16 protein-coding genes are annotated in these 17,535 nt (G+C 72.8%); 5 read left to right on the top strand and 11 right to left on the bottom strand.

The genetic code is table 11. The features are described from left to right. Positions 1 to 24 precede the first annotated feature (24 nt). From Ae505Ps2_RS20800 to Ae505Ps2_RS20755, 8 genes are all read right to left on the bottom strand, one after another. Positions 25 to 3,480: a non-ribosomal peptide synthetase gene (locus Ae505Ps2_RS20800; protein ID WP_075553900.1), complete on the bottom strand. Its 3,456-nt coding sequence runs from the start codon at positions 3,478 to 3,480 to the stop codon at positions 25 to 27. Then, complete coding sequence (gene panD / locus Ae505Ps2_RS20795) at positions 3,477 to 3,923, bottom strand: aspartate 1-decarboxylase (protein ID WP_075554287.1); 447 nt, start codon at positions 3,921 to 3,923, stop codon at positions 3,477 to 3,479. Before panD ends, Ae505Ps2_RS20800 begins: the two co-directional genes overlap by 4 nt. Before the next feature lie 69 nt (positions 3,924 to 3,992). Next, complete coding sequence (locus Ae505Ps2_RS20790; protein ID WP_075306641.1) at positions 3,993 to 4,202, bottom strand: MbtH family protein; 210 nt, start codon at positions 4,200 to 4,202, stop codon at positions 3,993 to 3,995. A 612-nt stretch (positions 4,203 to 4,814) separates the two neighbouring features. Then, positions 4,815 to 5,807 carry an iron-siderophore ABC transporter substrate-binding protein gene (locus tag Ae505Ps2_RS20785; RefSeq protein WP_170917068.1) on the bottom strand — a complete coding sequence of 331 codons (993 nt, stop codon included), beginning with the start codon at positions 5,805 to 5,807 and terminating at the stop codon, positions 4,815 to 4,817. Positions 5,808 to 6,900: 1,093 nt separating this feature from the next. Then, complete coding sequence (locus tag Ae505Ps2_RS34290; RefSeq protein WP_075306645.1) at positions 6,901 to 7,185, bottom strand: DUF1918 domain-containing protein; 285 nt, start codon at positions 7,183 to 7,185, stop codon at positions 6,901 to 6,903. A gap of 32 nt (positions 7,186 to 7,217) precedes the next feature. Continuing rightward, positions 7,218 to 7,646 carry a hypothetical protein gene (locus Ae505Ps2_RS20765; RefSeq protein ID WP_139318728.1) on the bottom strand — a complete coding sequence of 143 codons (429 nt, stop codon included), beginning with the start codon at positions 7,644 to 7,646 and terminating at the stop codon, positions 7,218 to 7,220. A gap of 381 nt (positions 7,647 to 8,027) precedes the next feature. Continuing rightward, positions 8,028 to 8,315: a hypothetical protein gene (locus Ae505Ps2_RS20760; protein WP_139318729.1), complete on the bottom strand. Its 288-nt coding sequence runs from the start codon at positions 8,313 to 8,315 to the stop codon at positions 8,028 to 8,030. A 378-nt stretch (positions 8,316 to 8,693) separates the two neighbouring features. Then, entirely contained in the window at positions 8,694 to 9,833 is a 1,140-nt protein-coding gene (locus tag Ae505Ps2_RS20755) for an NAD(P)/FAD-dependent oxidoreductase (protein ID WP_075306648.1), read from the bottom strand. A 76-nt stretch (positions 9,834 to 9,909) separates the two neighbouring features. Here Ae505Ps2_RS20755 and Ae505Ps2_RS20750 point away from each other — a divergent pair, with 76 nt between their 5' ends. Further along, on the top strand, positions 9,910 to 10,575 hold the full coding sequence (locus Ae505Ps2_RS20750; protein ID WP_075306649.1) for a TetR family transcriptional regulator: 666 nt from the start codon (positions 9,910 to 9,912) through the stop codon (positions 10,573 to 10,575). 36 nt (positions 10,576 to 10,611) lie between these two features. Here Ae505Ps2_RS20750 and Ae505Ps2_RS20745 read toward each other — a convergent pair whose 3' ends face one another. Continuing rightward, positions 10,612 to 11,193 (bottom strand): TetR/AcrR family transcriptional regulator, encoded by a 582-nt coding sequence (locus Ae505Ps2_RS20745; protein ID WP_075306650.1) that lies wholly within the window; start codon positions 11,191 to 11,193, stop codon positions 10,612 to 10,614. Positions 11,194 to 11,290: 97 nt separating this feature from the next. Between Ae505Ps2_RS20745 and Ae505Ps2_RS20740 the strand changes: the two genes are divergently transcribed. Beyond that, positions 11,291 to 12,793, top strand: a complete 1,503-nt coding sequence (locus tag Ae505Ps2_RS20740) for an MFS transporter (RefSeq protein ID WP_075553897.1) — start codon at positions 11,291 to 11,293, stop codon at positions 12,791 to 12,793. A gap of 203 nt (positions 12,794 to 12,996) precedes the next feature. After that, the gene (locus Ae505Ps2_RS20735) at positions 12,997 to 13,701 is read left to right on the top strand and encodes a Crp/Fnr family transcriptional regulator (protein ID WP_139320200.1); all 705 of its coding nucleotides are present in this window, start codon (positions 12,997 to 12,999) and stop codon (positions 13,699 to 13,701) included. 137 nt (positions 13,702 to 13,838) lie between these two features. On the opposite strand, the gene Ae505Ps2_RS33595 is transcribed toward Ae505Ps2_RS20735, so the two are convergent. Beyond that, a complete protein-coding gene (locus tag Ae505Ps2_RS33595; RefSeq protein WP_075553895.1) occupies positions 13,839 to 15,515 on the bottom strand; it encodes a tetratricopeptide repeat protein in 1,677 nt (558 codons plus the stop codon). Positions 15,516 to 15,852: 337 nt separating this feature from the next. Between Ae505Ps2_RS33595 and Ae505Ps2_RS33590 the strand changes: the two genes are divergently transcribed. Next, positions 15,853 to 17,004 carry a hypothetical protein gene (locus tag Ae505Ps2_RS33590; protein ID WP_249265313.1) on the top strand — a complete coding sequence of 384 codons (1,152 nt, stop codon included), beginning with the start codon at positions 15,853 to 15,855 and terminating at the stop codon, positions 17,002 to 17,004. Then, the gene (locus Ae505Ps2_RS20710; RefSeq protein WP_139318733.1) at positions 17,001 to 17,336 is read left to right on the top strand and encodes a hydroxyisourate hydrolase; all 336 of its coding nucleotides are present in this window, start codon (positions 17,001 to 17,003) and stop codon (positions 17,334 to 17,336) included. The genes Ae505Ps2_RS33590 and Ae505Ps2_RS20710 overlap by 4 nt, the downstream gene beginning before the upstream one ends. Here the strand turns inward: Ae505Ps2_RS20710 and Ae505Ps2_RS20705 are convergent. Next, a complete protein-coding gene (locus tag Ae505Ps2_RS20705) occupies positions 17,269 to 17,523 on the bottom strand; it encodes an acyl-CoA carboxylase epsilon subunit (protein ID WP_255407968.1) in 255 nt (84 codons plus the stop codon). The two genes, Ae505Ps2_RS20710 and Ae505Ps2_RS20705, sit on opposite strands and share 68 nt — an antisense overlap. Positions 17,524 to 17,535: the final 12 nt, after the last annotated feature.

The raw sequence follows: 17,535 nt of genomic DNA, 5'->3' as shown, positions 1-17,535 counted from the left end.
GGGCTCAGCCGTGCGGAGGACCGCTCACCGGTCGGCCAGCGCCCGGTCGACCTCGTCCTCGGCGAGCGACTCGATCTCGTCGACGACCTCGGCGACGGCGTCGAGACGTTCGGGCTCCTGCGCGCGCAGGGCCCGGCACAGCTCGCGGACCGTCGGGTGGGCGAAGACCGTGCGTGCGGAGACGGCGTCGGTGTCGAGCAGCTCCCGCAGCTGGGAGACGATCACCGTGACCAGGACCGAGTCCCCGCCGAGGGCGAACAGCGGGGTCTCGACGCCCACCGGGCCGTCGTGCTCGAGCACCTGCGCCCACACCCGGGCCACCACCCGTTCCAGGGCGGAGTCGGGCTCGACCCGGTCGCCGCCGTCGGCCACCCGCTCGGCGACGGCGGCCCGCACGGCCCGGCGGTCGATCTTGCCGTTCGCGGTCAGCGGCATCCGGTCCAGCGCGACGACCGCCCGCGGGACCATGTGCGGCGGCAGCGCGTCCGGGAGCGCGGCCGCGACGGTGTCGGGGTCGGCGGTGCCGTGCACGGCGACCGCGAGCACCGCGTCGCCGACGACGACGGCGACCGCGCGGGCCACCCCGTCGACGGCGGCGGTGGCGGCCTCGACCTCCCCCAGCTCGACCCGGAAACCGTTGAGCTTGACCTGGTCGTCGCGACGGCCGAGGAACTCGACGGTGCCGTCGGATCGGTAGCGGGCGAGGTCCCCGGTGCGGTACCAGCGGCGCCCGTCGAGCGTCAGGAAGCGGTCCGCGGTGCGGTCCGGGTCGCCGCGGTAGCCGTGCGCCACCCCGGCGCCGCCGATCCACAGTTCGCCGGGAACGTGGTCGGGTGCGTCGCGGCCGAGGTGGTCGACGACGCGCAGCGCGACCCCGTCGAGCGGGGTGCCGTAGGGAACGCACCGCCAGTCCGGGTCGACGGCACCGGGGCCGTCGCCGACCTCGGTGACGGTGGAGTGGATCGCGGTCTCGGTCGTGCCGCCGAGCCCGGCGAAGCCGCAGCCGGGCACCCGCTCGCGCAGCCGGCCCGGCAGGTCGGTGCCCACCCGGTCGCCGCCGAGCAGGACCTGGCGCAGGGTGTCGCCGAGGTCGTGCCCGGTGGCCAGCAGCGCGTCGAGCAGCGCCGGCACGCAGTTGAGGATCGTGACGCCGTGCTCGCGGATCGCGCGCGCCCAGTGGTCGGGGTCGCGCTGGGCGCCCTCGGGCACGACGACGGCGGCACCGCCGGTGCCGAGCACCGCGAACAGGTCGAACACCGACAGGTCGAAGTCGAGTGCGGAGACCGTGAGCGTCCGGTCGCCGCTCCCGATCCGGTAGCGGCGGACGAGGTCGTCGAGGGTGGCGACGGCGGCGCGGTGCGGGACCTCGACTCCCTTGGGCTCGCCGGTGGAGCCGGAGGTGAACAGCAGGTAGGCGGCCTGTTCCGGGTCCGGGCCGGCCGCCTCGGGCAGCGGCGAGTGGGCCATGAGCTCGGTGAGCGTCACCCGGTCCTCCCCCGGCTCGGCGGTGATCGCCCACCGGTGCCCGGACACCGCCCGGATCCGCTCGACCCTGGCGGGGGGCTGCTCCACGCCCAGCGGCACGTAGGTGCCGCCCGCGGCGAGCACACCGAGCACCGCGACGACCTGCTCCGGTCCGCGCGGCAGCGTCACCGCGACCGGCTCGCCCGGCGCGACCCCGCGCTCGCGCAGCCCGGCCGCGACCCGCAGTGCCCGGTCGGCCAGCTCGGCGTGGCCCAGCACCCCGGAGTCGGCGACGACGGCGGGGGCGTCCCCGCTGGCGACGGCGCTGGCGAAGAAGTCGTGGTGCAGCGGTCGCGCCGGCGGCAGCTCGGCGGTGGTGTTGACGCGCTCCCGCACGGCGAGCTGGTCGGCGGGCAGCAGCGCCGGGACGGGCACGGACCAGGTCCGCTCCTCGCCCAGACCGCGCACGAGCCGGCTGAACGCGGCGAACATGGCCTCGCCGACGCCGTCGGGCAGCAGGTCGGCGCGGACGTCCCAGTTGACCAGGATCTGCCCGCCGACCTCGGTGATCTGCGCGTCGAGCAGGACCTGCGGCCCCTGCGAGATCATCCACACCGGGTCGCCGAACAGCGCCCGCGCCTGCTCGTCGAACAGCTCGCCGAGGTTCAGCCCGCTGGTGAAGACCACCGGTGCGAGTACCTGCTCGCCCGCGCGGCGGCCGAGCTCGCGCAGCACCTCCACACCGGAGAAGGCGGCGTGCTCGGCGTCGGAGTGCAGCCGGTGCTGGACGGCCCGTGCCCGTTCCAGGAACGTCGCGGGCGTGGTCAGGTCGACCTCGAGCAGGACCGAGCCGGTGAAGTCACCGACGACCCGGTCGATCTCGGGGTGCACCGGGTCGCGGTCGAACAGCGGGACGTTCACCACGAACCGTGGCTGCGCGCTCCACGCGCCGATCACCTCGGCGTAGGCGGTGGCGATGACGGCGGCCGCGGTCAGACCGTGGCGGCGGCACGCGGCGAAGACCGCGTCCCGCTCGTCGCCGGCCAGGGTGAACGCGAGCCGCTGGGCGCGCGGCCGACCGGTGCCGTGTTCCACCACGGGCAGCTCGGGCGCCCCGGGCAGGTCGGCGGCCCGGGTCTCCCAGTAGGCACGGGCGGCGTCGGACACCGCCCGGCGTGCAGCCGGCCTGGCCTGCAGGTACTCCCGGTAGGTGACGCCGATCGGTTCGGTCTCGGGCGCGTCGAGGCGGTGGGCGTAGCAGTGGGCCAGGTCGGCGAGCAGCACCCGGAAGCTGACGGCGTCCGCGGCGACCATGTCGACGTCGACGTGCAGCCGGGCTCCGTCGGGCAGCAGGCTCACCGCGACCCGGAAGACCTCGCCCCGCTCGATCGCGAGCATCTCGTGCGACATCGCGTCCCGGGTCGCGGCCAGCCGCTGCTCGCGCTCGGTGTCGGACACCGCACGCAGGTCGTGCACGACGGGCGTGCCCTGGCCGTCGGCGGGCAGGATCTCCTGGCGGCCGTTGTCGGTGATGCGGGCGCGCAGCATCGGGTGCCGGTCGACGAGCCGGCGCACGGCCGCGGCCAGCCGGTCGGGGTCGAGACCGGGCCCGTCGAACTCCAGGTACAGGTGCGGGGCCACCCCGCCCAGGGGCTGGGCCGGGTCGCGGCCGGCCCAGTACGCGTGCTGGAGCAGGGCCAGCCCGAACTCGGCGGACTCGTCGGTCGCGGCGGGCCGGCCCGCGTCGGTGGGCTGCTCGTCGGTGCCGTCCGTCGCCGGGGCGGCGTCGGGACGGCGGGCCAGGAGCGCGGCCCACGCCGCGACGGTCGGGCGGGCGGCGAGGTCGCCGAACCCCACGTCGAGCCCCTCGTCGCGCCAGCGCGAGACCAGGCGCATGAGCGCGATGGACTGCAGGCCGAGCTCGAACAGGTCGTCGTCGTCGCCGACGTCCGCGGGCTCCTCGTCGACCAGGTCGGCGATCAGCTCACGGAGTTCGTCGGTGGACACGGGGCTCATCGGGGTGGTTCCTCCTGCGCGGTGGTTGCGGACGCCCAGCGACCGGCGAACTGGTCGAGGGCTCCGGGCACCGGAGCGGCGGGGTCGGTGTCGAGCTCGACGATCCGGTTGTGGGCGTCGACGTGGACGACCCGCGGCACGTGGTCGGCGACAGCGGACTGCGGGACCTGCTGGTAGGCGACGATGATCGTGAGGTCGCCGGGGTGCACGAGGTGTGCCGCGGCCCCGTTGACACCGATCACGCCGGTACCGCGCTCACCGGTGATGACGTAGGTCTCGAGGCGGTTGCCGTTGTCGATGTCGAGGACCTGGACCTTCTCGCCCTCGACCAGCCCGGCCGCGTCCATGAGGTCCTCGTCGACTGTGAGCGAACCGACGTAGTGCAGGTCGGCCTGGGTGACCGTGGCGCGGTGGATCTTGCCGCTGAGCAGCGTGCGGTACACCTGCGGGACGACATCGGCGACGCCGGACATGGGGGTTCCTTCCGTTTCGGGGGTGAGGGGTGGAGCGGGTCAGCCGGTGCGGTCGGCCAGGCTGCGCGGTCGCAGGTCGGTCCAGTGCTGCTCGACGTGCGCGAGGCAGGACGCGCGGTCGGCCGGACCGTGCGTGACCTGCCAGCCCGCGGGGACGGCGGCGAACCCGGGCCACAGGGAGTACTGACCCTCGTCGTTGACCAGGGCGTAGAACGTCCCGGTCTCGTCGTCGAACGGGTTGACGGACATGGCTGTCTCCTCTGTCGTCGGTCGGGTCGGATCAGCGCGCGGCGCGACCGGCGGGACACGGGCCGGACCGCTCGGTGCCGCCGGACACCGGCCGCTCGAGCTGGTCGTGGCCGTCCCGGGTCGACGGTCGAGGGCTGCGGGTCCCACGGAGAGCGACCGGGCTCCCGAGGCTCGCGCTCCCCGTCGTGGTGCCCTCGGTGAGCCTGCCGTGGTGCCGCCCGACCGCGCTCCGACACTCGGCGAGGCAGCCGGTCGTCCGACCGCCACCGCTTCGCACCCTCGCGGGGTCGGCCATCACTGTCCCTTGCACATGGTCGGCTGCACTTCTCTAAGGCGAGCCTAACTTCATCACATCGATCAACATCCCGCCTAGAGAGTGACATCACGCAGAACACCCACACCGACCGAAACGCCAGGTCGGAGTAGCGTGAGGAGGCCAGCGTCACTCGTTTGACTGATCTCGTCGCGCGTTGGCGTTACTGCGTCCTGGTGTGACGTCCCGGGCCTCCTCGGCCCGTTCGACGGAGGCCCCGGCCCCGGGGATCAACCCTCCGCACACGACTGCGGCCGGCACCGGGGATGCCGGAGCCGGCCGCAGTGGAGGACGAGGGACTACTTGGACACGGCGTCCGACAGACGCGGGGCGATCCGGTCGACGATCCACGGGATCGACAGCGGGGACGGGTTGCGCAGCCCGATGAACTCGTCGTAGTCGTAGGTCACGACCGCGCCGCGCTGCACCACCGGCAGCCGCTCGTACAGCGGGTTCCGCTGGAGGGTCCTGAGTGCCTCCGCGTCACCGCCGTCGAACAGGACGAGGGCGTCCGCGTCGAGCGAGGCGATCTGCTCGGAGGAGAGCTGCACCCCGAACGACTCCCCCTTCGGCAGGGCGAGGATCTGCGGCGACAGCGAGAGCCCCAGCGCCGCGGGCACCGAGTTCATCGCGTCGTCCGGGTCGCGCAGGGCGGTCACCGCACCGGGCTGCACGAAGCCGAAGGTGTAGGTGGCACCCTGCAGCGCCGGGTGCGCGGCCCGCGTCTCGTCGAGCTTCGTCTGCACCTGGCCGATGACCCGCTCGGCGTCGGCCGGGCGGCCGAGCGCAGTCGCGAGCTGCGTCGTCATCTCCTGCCAGGTGTCCTGGGCCGGGCCCTTCTGGTAGCCGATCGTCGGCGCGATCGCACTGAGCTGCTGGTAGGACTTCTGCAGCGCGAAGTAGCCAGGGGCGAAGATCAGGTCCGGCTTCAGGGCGGCGACCTGCTCGATGTTCACCTCGGTGGCCTCGCCGGTCACGGGGAGCACCTCGACGTCCTTGGCACCCGGGGCCTGCGACGTCCACGGGGAGAGACCGGACTCGCTGCCGCTGGAGGACGCTCCGACGACGGGCGCCTGCAGCGCCAGTGCGACGTCGAACCCGGTGGGCCCGAGCGCCACGATCCGTGAGACACCGGGCGGCACGGTCGTGGTGCCCAGTGCGTGGGTGACCGTGACCGAGCCCTGGGCGGTGTCGGGGGCACCGGAGGACTCACTGCCGCAGGCGACGGTTCCGAACAGCAGCGCGCCGCACACGGCGGCACCGAGGAGTCCTCGGCGACTTAACTTAGGCATACCTCGTAAGTTACGCAGGAGGTACTCGTCCGCGGAAGATCGGTCGCGGTATCGGTGCGGTACCGCACAGTCACGACGGTCCGATGAGGACCGACGCGCACGATCAGGGGCCCCGGGCCGTGACGGCCCGGGGCCCCTGCTCATGCGGTCGGAGGCGAGCGTTGGTCGGGGCGCACTCTTCGGCGCCCGGCGTCGTGCCGCGTTGGTCGCGTTCCCGGTCCGGCGCGTCCCGGTCCGGCGCGGTCGGGCGTGTCCTCGGTGGCGGTGGCGGTGTCGGTGCGAGGACGCCGGATCGTGCGACGGCGGGCGGTCCGAGGCCGGGCTTCGGGCCACGGACCGGACGCGGCGACGATGGCGAAGAACGCGGCGTCGGTGTCGGGCCCGGTCTCGACGTGGGCGGTGACCCCGCAGTCGGGTGAGGTACGGCCGTCGAGCGGCATCTCGACGACGGGGGCCGTGTCGGCTCGGGCCGGAACACCCGAGGGCGCTGCACACGGGGCGTCCAGCATCGTCATCACCTCACGAGGGTCGAGGAGCGGAGTCGCCCCGGTCGGAGCACCGGGGACGGTGCCCGACCCGTGGGCGACTCCACCGTGCGGTTCGAGTGATGGTCGGTCGATGATCAGAAGTCTCGAGGTGGCTGCCACCCCCTTCCGAACCTGTCGTCGTGGCCGTTCCGTGGCGACTCCGTGGCCGTTCGGTGGCTGCTCGGGGGCCGCGGCCTCGGCGGACCGCCGCGTCAGCGAGGACCGGGCCAGGAGCTGTCGTCCGCGATCGTCGACCCGATCGCGACGTGCGTCGGCCAACCCGGGGCCGCCGGGACGAACGGTCTGACGTCCGGGTCGAGGAACCGGTCCAGCGCACGGAACGGATTGGCCCGCATCACCAGGTTCTCACCTCCCTTTCCGACCTGTTCCACGCACACCGGGAAACGGGGCACGGCACGGACGACGTCACCATATCTGTCGCCCGGGCTCACTTCGGCCTGCCATTCCCGGCCTGCTCGGAGGAACCGTCGCTCACACTCGGTCGGTTGTCGTGCGGTGTCCGATCTCTCGGACATCTCCACTAATAAGACACTCCACGGCGGTTGTCAAGGACGCGGATCCGACACCGGAGAACCGTCGTCGCGAACCGGTTCCACCCACTCGACGTCGCCCTCCCCGATCACGGTTTCCTCCGGGTGGGGCTCGGGCGCGACGAGCCGCACCCGGGCGTCGGCGCCGGGGCTGTAGAGCGACTCCGCCCCATCGGCCCACCGGACCCGGTACGGCGGCTCCCCGTTCCGTCCCAGCACGCCGAGCACCTCACCGAGTCGGGCGGTTCGCCCCAGCGTGGCGGACTCGACGACGATGTGGTCGCCCACGACTGCCTGCATCGTTCTCCACCTTCCTCCTTTTCCTGCGGTGCTCACCCTCGGGACCGGGGGCTCGGTGACGCGACGCCCCGGCTCGGGCGCGGTGACCGGCCCCCGTCGCGATGGTCCGGGGCCGTGACCAGCGCGTCCAGTGCAGCCGGCAGATCGGGGAACTGCCCGATCCGCTCCAGCACGGCGTGGGCCCGCACCCCGGCCCGTGCCGCGAGGTGCCCCGCACCGACGAGGTGGAAACCCACCCCGCGGCGCGCGGTCGCGTAGGTGGCGTGGCGCAGAGCGGACAGCCCCGGCGAGGTCGCAGCCGCGACCCCGGCCAGGTCGGCCAGGATGTGCCCGGCCCGCACACGGGCGTCGTCGAGCAGGGCGAGGCGGGCGTCGACCTGGCGCAGGATCCGCGCACCCGCTGTGGTGTCCAGGAAGCCCCACACCCGGATCCGGTACACGTCCGGATGTGGGGAGTCCACTCTGATCCGTTCAACTCCCATCACGAAACCCCTCCTTCTCGCACCCCTGTTCCGGCGATGTCCGCGCGGCACCCCGGCCCTCGCGGAACCGATCGAACTGCGTTCTCACACCGCCATCTCGATTTATAGGAACCGATTCCGACAACGGCCCTATTCCTGGCGGGGCCGACGTCGGAGGAAACAGACGATCGCGCTGAACATCTGCCAGGAACCGGAATCCGCACATCGCACGCGGCCCCGTTCCTCCACGCGGTCGGCGGACGACGGCTCGACGCGCGATCACGTGATCCACCGGATCCCGCCCGGCCGCGCCGGGGGGGCGCACACCCGCACCGGAGGGATCGAGCGCGGAGCCGGACCCGGGGCGGCGACGATCGTGGGTCATGGCGAGCGGACTACCCGGCTGCGCCGAGAGCATGCCGGAGGTGCGGCCTCCGTCGTCACACCCGCGACCAGGATCTCGCGAACGGTCGTCGGGCCGTCGCCGCGCGCCTCGGCCGAGGTCTCACCTGATGGGCTCGCGATCGAGGCGAGGCAGGCGTCGTACTCCTCGGCCGCGCCGGGGCCGGGCTGCCACTGTTGGCGGGTCGACTCGACGGCGATTCTGACGAGCCTCCTGCGGTCGGGGTCCTGCGGGTCGGGCTCACCGACGTCGGGGCTCGACGGCATCGCGCGGTCACGCTGGTACTGAAAGAGCCGTGCGAAATGCACTTCGGCACCGTCGGCGGTGACATCGACGACATGCCCGCGGACGGTCGGTCACGCATTCGTGGGGGTTGTCGCTCGCCGAGACCCCGAGCGTGACCCGCGCGTCACGCACCAGGTTCCGGACCCAGGCCTGTCGGGGTGTGCTGTTCAGTAGGACATCACCGTCCTGCCAGTCGACCCGGGTCGGGGTAACCGGGGCGCTGCCGTCAGCGCGGGCGGTGGGCACGTGAGCGGAATGGGGCGCCAGCAGGAGGGCACGGACCCTCTCGTCGATGGTGTCTCCCGGAGTCGTCGGACCACCTGGTGGTCGCGTCGTCGGTGACGGTGCAACCGACCGACTCAGTGGTGGTCCAGCTCGTCGCCCGACATGAGGGCGAGCAAGCCGGCGGGAGTGTGCTCGTCGAAGAGCAGTCCGAGGTTGCGGTGGGACTCGGCCGCGAACTGCGCGCTCCGCGCGAACAGGGCCGTCTCGTAGGAGGCGAACGCGGCCTCGATGTCGTCGGGGTGCTCGGCGATGACTCGGCCGAGTTCGGCGCCGTCGAACATGGCGAGGTTGACGCCTTCCCCGGCGAACGGCGACATAACGTGCGCGGCATCCCCGAGCAGGGTCACCCCGGGCACGCGGTCCCAGCGGTGCCCGATGGGCAGGACATGGATGGGGCGCAGCACGGGAACGGTGTCGCCATCGGTGATCAGAGCAGTGAGCGCGGGAGACCAGCCTCCGAACTCGGCGGCGACGCGTGCCGTCGTCATGGCGGCGTCCGCGCCCTCGATCTCACGGAACCAGCCCCGCGGTTCGACCAGGGCAATGTAGGCGTGCAGGACACCTCCGGGCTCGCGGTGGGCCAGCACCCCGCGGCCCGGCGCGAGCGCGAACAGCGCCCCGTCCCCGACCGCCGCGGCCGCGTCCGGGTGCCGTACGTCGGCATCGTGCAGCGAAGTCTCGACGAACGAGATACCGGCGTACTCCGGGGTCGCGTCACTGAGCAGCGGCCGGATCCTCGACCAGGCGCCGTCGGCGCCGACGAGCACGTCGGTGGTCACGGTGGCGCCGTTGTCGAAGCGCAGCGTGTGCCGCCCGTCGCCCGCGGGAGCGACCCCGGCGAGCCGGTGCCCCCATCGGACAGTGCCCTCGGGAAGCGACTCGAGCAGGATCCGGCGGAGGTCGCCACGCAGGACCTCCGGACGGCCTCCGATGCCCTCGTCGGGCTCGTCGAGCAGGACGGTGCCGTCGGCCGTCAGAACGCGGGTGGCCTCGCCGCCACGGTGGATGATCCCCTCGAACTGTGCGGTCAGACCGGCGGCCGCCAGGGCGGGTTGCCCGTTGTACTGGTGCAGGTCGAGCTGACCGCCCTGTGTGCGGGCCTGCGGCGAGCTCTCCGCCTCGTAGACCGTGGCACCGACACCGCGGACGTGAAGGACGCGAGCGAGGACGAGCCCTCCGAGACCCGCTCCGACGATGGTGACCGATCCGGCCATGACAGCTCTCCCGACGGTGTGCGGATGGCACGTCGTACCAGATTGGTACGACGTACCATCCGTGTCAATATGAGTCGTGCCCAGGACGTCGCGCCGCGCGGAGCGGAAAACGCTGACCCGGCAGCGCGTCGTCGAGGCGGCCGCCCAGCTGCTCGACACCGTGGGCGAGGACGGTCTGACCTTCCGGGCACTCGCCGCGAAGCTGGAGACCGGACACGGCGCGATCCAGTGGCACGTGGCGACCAAGGACGAGCTGCTCGTCGCCGCGACCGAGATGGTCGTGTCCCGCGCGCTCGGACGCGCTGACCCGGCCGGCTCGCCGCAAGCCGCGATCCGCGCGGTGGCCCTCGGCGTGTTCGATGCGATCGAGGCGCACCCCTGGGTCGGCGCCCAGCTGGCGAGGCCGCCGTGGGACGCGACGGCCCTAGTCGTGTTCGAGCTGATCGGTCGCCAGGTCCAGGCACTGGAAGTGCCGTCCGACGCCCAGTTCACCGCGACGTCCGCACTGCTGGTGCACATCATCGGCGCCGGTAGTCAGCAGGCAAGGAACGCCCGCTCCCCCGAGGCCGCTCTCGGGCGCCAGGAGTTCCTCGACCGGCTGGCCGTACGGTGGGAGGAGCTCGACGGCGAGCAGTACGCGTTCACCCGCACGGTCGCGGGACGGATGCGCGATCACGACGACCGGGCCGAGTTCCTCGCCGGGATCGACCTCATCCTCGCCGGGCTCACCCGGCTCCCCTGAGCGGACGACCCAGGGCCGCCGGTCGGCGGGCCGCCGTCAGCGGAGCGAGCAGAGCAGGCCGTGGAACGCTGCCCAGACTGCCTCGCTGTCCACCGTCCCCCGCGCCTCGGCCAGCCACAGGGCAGCCTCGTTCATCGCACCGGACAACAGCCTGGTCAGCGGCTCGACCGGCTGCGCCGCGATCACCCCGTCATCGACGAGTTGCTGCAGCGACTCCGCCAGATGCCGCGCGGAGGTCTGTTCGTCCAGCCGCCGCCACTCCGCCCATCCCAGGACCGCGGGCCCGTCGATCAGCATGATCCGGGACAGCTCGGGGTCGTTCGACACCGACAGGAACGCCCGGCACCCCTCGACGAAGGAGACCCAGGAGTCCGCGTCGTCGGACACCGACGTGGCCACCCGCTCGGCGACCTCCGACTGGACCTGCGCGAGGACCTCGCGGAACAGGCCGATCTTGCCGTCGAAGCTGTGGTAGAGGGCCCCCTTGGTGACACCGGCGGCGGCCACGATCTCGGCCAGCCCGACCGCGCCGTAGCCACGCTGGGCGAACAACGTCCGCGCCTCCTGGATCAGCGCCTGGCGCGTCTGCTCCCGTTGCCGGACCCGCACTCCGGTCATCGACCCTCCCCGATTTCATGTACCGACGGTATGTGAACGTGCTACGGTCCCCTTGTACGTACCGATGGTACGCCAACTTCGACCAAGGAGTCCCGTCATGACCACCGTCGCGCCTCGCGAGCAGCGCGCCGGTACCCGCGAATGGCTCGGCCTCGCGGTACTGGCACTTCCCACCCTCCTCGTCTCGATGGACGTCAGCGTCCTGCACCTGGCCGGTCCCGCGATCACCCTGGATCTCGGCGCCACCGCACAGCAGATGCTGTGGATCATCGACATCTACGGCTTCATGATCGCGGGCCTGCTGGTCACGATGGGCAGCCTCGGCGACCGCATCGGGCAGCGGAAGCTGCTCCTGATCGGCGCGGCCGCCTTCGGCGTCGCATCGATCGTGGCCGCGCTGGCGACCAGCCCGGAGGCTCTCCTGGTCAGCCGGGCCGCTCTGGGGATCGCCGGCGCGACCCTGATGCCCTCGACCCTGTCGCTGATCAGCGCAATGTTCGGCGACCCACGCCAGCGCGGCATGGCGATCGGGCTGTGGGTCACCATGTTCTCGGTCGGGATCGCGCTCGGTCCGGTGATCGGCGGCGCGCTGCTGCAGGTCTTCTGGTGGGGCTCGGTCTTCCTGATCGCGGTGCCGGTCATGGCGCTGCTGCTCGTCGCCGGACCGCTCCTGCTGCCGGAGTACCGCGCCGAACAGGCCGACCCGATCGATCTGGCGAGCGTCGCCCTGTCCCTCGGCGCGATCATGCCCGTCGTCTACGGCCTCAAGGAGCTCGCGGTGGGCGGCAACGCCGGCATCGCCGCAGTGGCGATCGTCGCCGGTCTGGCACTCGGCGTCGTCTTCGCCCGCCGGCAGCGGCGCCTGACGACCCCGCTGATCGACCTCACCCTGTTCCGGAGCCGGGCCTTCAGCACCGCCGCCGTGGCCATGCTGCTGGCGATGTTCGTCGCCGGCGGCACCTACCTCTACGTGACCCAGTACCTGCAGCTGGCACAGGGACAGTCCCCCATGGCGGCCGGCCTCTGGCTGCTGCCCGCGGCGCTCGGGCTGATCGTGACCTCGATGGCCGCTCCGGCCCTGGCCGGACGCTTCGCGCCGGCCCACATCGTCGCCGGCGGTCTCCTGATCTCCATCGTCGGACACCTGATGCTCGCAACGGTCGGCCCGGAGACCGGACTGTGGGTGGCGGTGGTCGGATTCAGCCTGACCTACGCCGGTGGCGGCCCGCTGATCGCCCTGGGCACCGACCTGATCGTCGGCTCCTCCCCGCCGGAGAAGGCCGGCTCGGCGGCCGCCGTCTCCGAGACCGCGACCGAGCTGGGCATGGCACTGGGCGTCGCGGTGCTCGGCGCGCTCGGCACGTTCATCTACCGCACCCAGCTCGCGGGATCCCCTGTCGGAGCAGAGGCGGGAGGTGCCGACACCTTCGCCGGCACCGTGGAGGCCGCCGGCCGGCTCCCCGGCACGGAGGCCGGAGAGCTGGTCGCGGCGGGCACCCAGGCGTTCACCTCGTCGCTGTCGACGATCGGCCTGGTCAGCGCGGTGCTGTCCGCCGTCATGGCGGTGGCGATCGTGCTGGGTCTGCGCACCAGGAGCTGACCGGCTCGGCGCGGTGATCGGGCGACCCGCCCCGATCACCGCTGCCGCCGCCGTATCGGACATCCAGCTCGATAGGGCCCTGATAGACCACACACCTACGGTCGGACGTACCGAACTCACCGCCCAAACCGGGCAGGAGTCCGATACGCCGTGGAGGCGCTGTGGGGGAGCTCGCGCACAGGGTGGTGGGTCAGGCGGAACCGTTGCCGGCCCGCCGCCCCGGGAACATCGGGACGTCGAGTCGGACGGAGTTCCCGGACCTGCTCGGCGATCTCGTCCGGAGAGGACAGCTGTCCTACACCCGGACGTCGTTCGCCGAGGGGAGCACCGTGTACCGCGGACAGCACCCCGACGAGTCGATCTACCTCGTCCTCACCGGACGGGTGAAGACCATCGTGCACTCCCGGTCGGGGAAGATGTGCCTGCTCCGCATCTACGGTGCCGGGGAGGTCGTCGGGGAGCTCGCACTCCTCGACGGCGCACGCACCGAGCCGGCCGTGGCGATGGACCCGGTGGACATGCTGAGGTTCTCCGACGAGGCGCTCTTCCGGGCTCTCGACGGCCGGGTACTGCACCGGCATCTCATCCAGCACCTGGCGGGCCGGCTCGCCGAACAGCAGACCTCGATCAGCCATCTCGTCACCGATGACAGCGAGCACCGCCTGGGTGTGACCCTGCTCGACCTGGCCCACCGACTGGGCCGCGCGGGGCCGACCGGGGTGACCATCCACGACCGCATCACGCAGGAGGAGCTGGCGCACATCGTCGGCACCACCCGGTCGCGAGTCGGGTACTTCCTGCGCCGGTTCGAGGAGGCGGGGGCCGTCGAGTTCCGGACCGGCCGCGTGCTGCGGGTCCGTCCGGCGGCACTGCGCTTCTACCTCGATGCCCGCGCCGACGCCGGCTGACCGTCACAGACCGCCGGGAACGGTCCACCACCACCACGAAGGAGCCGACCGGTCATGACGCACACACCCACCAGGTCCACCACCTCCCCACGGCGACCGCGCAACACGGTCTGGGACTGATGAGGACGCCCCCGAGGTCAGGCCGGCGGTCGCGTACGCCCCGCGGCTCCTCCCGGGGCGTCACCACGGGCCACGGCCAGGGCGGCGCGGCACTGGTCCTCGAGCAGTGTCAGGCCCGCCCCCTCGATCACGTCCAGTGCCTGGACCGCAGCAGCGGCCGCCGCCGCACGGTCGCCGAGGCCCAGGTCGAGGCGACCGATCGCGAGCAGCGCGTGGGCCCGCATCCGCTTCTCGCCCAGGCTCTCGGCGAGGACGGCGGCCTGTTCGAACGACCGGCGCGCCGCGACCGGGTCTCCCCGCAGCTCCAGCGCCTCACCGAGTCCGACCATCCCGTGCAACGCGGCCGACCGGTCGTCGACCGCGCGGGCGAAGGTGAGCACCCGGTCGAACAACGCCTCCGCGGTCTCGCCCTCGCCGCGGCGGAGATGGACGAGCCCGCGCCGGTGGGTGATCTGCGCGGCGAGCCTGCGATTGGGCAGGTCCTCCACCGCACGTGCGGCATCCTCGATGACCGCCAGCGCCTCGTCGACCCGGCCGGTGTCCATCGCGAGCTGGGCCAGGTTGGCCAACACGTGTGCCGCCCCGGACCGGTCACCGTGCGACCGCAGCACCACCAGGGCGGCCCGGGACCGCTGGCACGACCGGTCGAAGTCCCCGGTGAGCCGATCGAGGATGGCGAGGTTGCGGTCCACGAGAGCCCGGCCGTACTCGTCGGCGAGGTCGGCGAACAACTCGGCGGCCCGGTCGAGGTCGACCCGCGCCCGTCCGTAGCGCTGCTCGAACAGCTCGAGGGACCCGAGCGAGTAGCGGACGGCCGCCTCGCCGCGGTGGTCCCCCGCCCGGACCACCGCGCTGAGCGCGGTGAGGTGGGTCGAGCGCCACTCGTCGTAGAAGCCGTACGCCTCGAACAGCACCACCGCGGTGACGGCCAGGGACCAGCACTCGGTGTGCAGCCCGAGCGCCGATGCCTGGGAGACGGCGGCGACCAGGGCGGCGCGTTCACGCCGCAACCAGGCGAGTGGCTCGACCGGCAGTCGGTCGGCGGCGCGGCGGTCCGCCTCCGGCCGCGGCCCGTCGCCCGGCAGCCCATCGCTCCGCAGCAGCAGATCCCCGCCGTACTCGTGGACATGGGTCTGCTCGACCAGCCGCAGGAACGCCCGCACGACCCGGGTGATGCCCTCGACCCGACCGGACGGCGTCTCCTCGACCATCGCGCGTTCGCGGGCGAACAACCGGACCAGCTCGTGCAGCCGGAACTGACCGGACAGGGGATCGTCCGAGCCGACCTCGACGATCTCGAGCAGGTGCAGCTCCACGAGCTCGTCGAGATGCCTCTCCGCCGTACGTCCGTCGCAGCTCAGGAGCACCGCGCACACCCACCCGCCGGTGCGGGGAGTGTCGAGCAGCGCCAGCAGCCGCAGCAGTCGGCGGGCCTCGGGGGCCAGCGACTCGTAGGTCAGGAGCAGACTCCCCCGCACCGCCATGTCCCCGTGCTGGAGTTCGTCCAGCTGTATCGAGTCGTCGGCCAGGCGCGAGCACATGGCGCGCAACGTCCAGTGCGGACGGGCGGCGAGCCGGGCCGCCGCGATCCGCACCGCGAGCGGCAGGTGCCCGCAGAACCGCGCGAGGGTGCGGGCGGCCTCGGGATCGGCCCCGATGCGTTCGCACCCGAGGATGCGTTCCAGCAGCGCCATCGACTCGGCAGGGGCGAACGCTCCGACCTCGAAGCGGGTGGCGCCCGGGAGGGCGGTCAGTCGCCGCCTGCTCGTGACGATCAGCGCGCTCCCCGGGCCCGGGGGGGACCAGAGGGAGCAGCTGCGACTCCACGGTCGCGTCGTCGACGACGATCAGGACCGACCGGCCGGCGATGCGTTCGTGGAACGCCGCGTGCCGTTCGTCCGACGACTCGGGGATGAGCTGGGGCGGAGTCCCCAGAGCCCGCAGGAAGCGCTCGAGCGCCCGGTCCGTAGCGGCCGGGTCGCTGCCGATCGAGGCGTAGAAGCAGCCGTCGGGGAACCTGTCGGCCGTGCGGTGCGCCAGGTGCAGCGCGAGTGCCGACTTGCCGACCCCGCCGTGCCCGGACAGAACGAGCACCGCGGCGGCGCTGCGGCCCCGGGTACTCGAGCGGATCACACCCAGCATGCGACGGATCGCGGCCTCGCGGCCCGTGAAGTCACCGACGCCCGCCGGGAGCATCGCGGGAGCCGACGCGGCCGGCGCGGCCGGCGACGGGCCCTGCAGCAACGAGGAGTCGCCGCGCAGGATCGCGGCCTCCAGCGAGCGCAGCGGCTCGGCGGGTTCGATGCCGAGCTCGGCGATCGACACGTCACGGGCACGCCGGTACTCCCGCAGCGCGTCGGCCTGCCGGCCGGCTCCGAACAACGCCAGCATGAGCTGGCTGCGCATCTGCTCGCGCAGCGGGTAGTCGAGGATCTCGCGGCTGAGCAGCGGTACCAGCTCCGAGTGCCTGCCGTTCGCCAGCATCAGCGCGGCCAGCTCCTCGATCACGACGGCGCGGCTCTCCTCCAGGGCCACTGCCCTGTCGCGGACGGCGGGACTGGTGATCTCCGGGAGGACGACGGGCCCCCGCCACAGCGCGAGGGAACCGCGCAGGACGGTGACCGCCTCACTGGATCTGCCGGCCCGTACGAGCTCGCGGGCGCGGTCGACGGCGCGCTCGAACTCCAGCCGGTCCAGCTCCGCCGCGCCGGGTTCGAGGGCGTAGCCGGCGCGTCGGGTCACGATCCGGGCCACGGCGGTCCCCAGCCGCTGCCGGAGGTGCGAGACGCAGATCTGGATCTGGCTCCGGGCCGTCGCCGGCGGAGCGTCCGGCCACACCGCGTCGATCAGCCGTTCGGTCGAGACCGTCGCGGGACAGTCGAGCAGCAGACAGGCGAGGACGATCTGCAGCCGAGGCCCTCCCGGGTCCACGGCCTGACCCGTCATGCGCTGGACGTCCAGCACGCCGAGAACCCGCAGTCGCACGGACGCCCCCCATGGCCACTGCCGCGATACGCCGTGAAAGCATTACCGACAGTAGAGATGCTGTTCGAAGAAGTCCACGAACGAGTGGCACACAGCGGACGAAACGGTAGTTACGCATCGTCCGTTCAGCCGAGCGTCGCCCTCGTGAGCCGCCGAACGGCGGTATCGGACCGGCCCGATGGCGGTGCGTCCCGATGACACTGACGCTTCGGGTGTACGACCTGTTGCACGGCCGCCCGGCGGCGGAGGTCCAGGCCCGGATGGAGTACGAGGTGGACGGCTGCTGGGAGCTCGCCCGCGTCGCGCTGACCGACGGCACGGGACTGCTGACCGAGACGGGGCCCGACCGCCATCGGCTGCCGGTCCGCATCGTGATCGACGCCCGCCGGTACTTCGCCGCGCAGGGCGTCGCCGTCACCACCGACGAGATCACGGTCGACGCCGGGACCGCCGGCCCCGGGGTCAGCCGGGACGTCGTACTGCAGATCGCCCCGCACGGCTACGCGGTCTGGACCGGCCACTCCGGGTGAGCGGCGGCCGGCCGGCCGCCGCCCGGGCTGCGCGGGGCGGTCGCCCCGGCCCTCGACGCCGGGGGCGCCGAGACCGTCGCGGGACCGCCCGACACGACGTGCGCCGGACCGTCCCGGCCGCCGCCGCGAGCACGGCGATCAACGCGGCCAGCTCGTCGTCGGTGGGTGCGCCGCGCAGTACCCGCACGTCCGGCGCCGC

Origin of the sequence: Pseudonocardia sp. Ae505_Ps2 (assembly GCF_001932425.1) — a bacterium.
GTDB lineage: Bacteria > Actinomycetota > Actinomycetes > Mycobacteriales > Pseudonocardiaceae > Pseudonocardia.
This window is presented reverse-complemented; position numbering and strand designations above follow the sequence as displayed.

Bases quoted from the DNA above. Each gene is read 5' to 3' on its own strand.
- Ae505Ps2_RS20790 (WP_075306641.1), bottom strand. From the start codon at position 4,202: ATGTCCGTCAACCCGTTCGACGACGAGACCGGGACGTTCTACGCCCTG.
- Ae505Ps2_RS20800 (WP_075553900.1), bottom strand. From the start codon at position 3,480: ATGAGCCCCGTGTCCACCGACGAACTCCGTGAGCTGATCGCCGACCTG.
- Ae505Ps2_RS20755 (WP_075306648.1), bottom strand. From the start codon at position 9,833: ATGGCCGGATCGGTCACCATCGTCGGAGCGGGTCTCGGAGGGCTCGTC.
- Ae505Ps2_RS33595 (WP_075553895.1), bottom strand. From the start codon at position 15,515: ATGGCGCTGCTGGAACGCATCCTCGGGTGCGAACGCATCGGGGCCGAT.
- Ae505Ps2_RS34290 (WP_075306645.1), bottom strand. From the start codon at position 7,185: ATGCAGGCAGTCGTGGGCGACCACATCGTCGTCGAGTCCGCCACGCTG.
- Ae505Ps2_RS20745 (WP_075306650.1), bottom strand. From the start codon at position 11,193: ATGACCGGAGTGCGGGTCCGGCAACGGGAGCAGACGCGCCAGGCGCTG.
- Ae505Ps2_RS20760 (WP_139318729.1), bottom strand. From the start codon at position 8,315: ATGCCGTCGAGCCCCGACGTCGGTGAGCCCGACCCGCAGGACCCCGAC.
- Ae505Ps2_RS20710 (WP_139318733.1), top strand. From the start codon at position 17,001: ATGACACTGACGCTTCGGGTGTACGACCTGTTGCACGGCCGCCCGGCG.
- Ae505Ps2_RS20740 (WP_075553897.1), top strand. From the start codon at position 11,291: ATGACCACCGTCGCGCCTCGCGAGCAGCGCGCCGGTACCCGCGAATGG.
- Ae505Ps2_RS20785 (WP_170917068.1), bottom strand. From the start codon at position 5,807: ATGCCTAAGTTAAGTCGCCGAGGACTCCTCGGTGCCGCCGTGTGCGGC.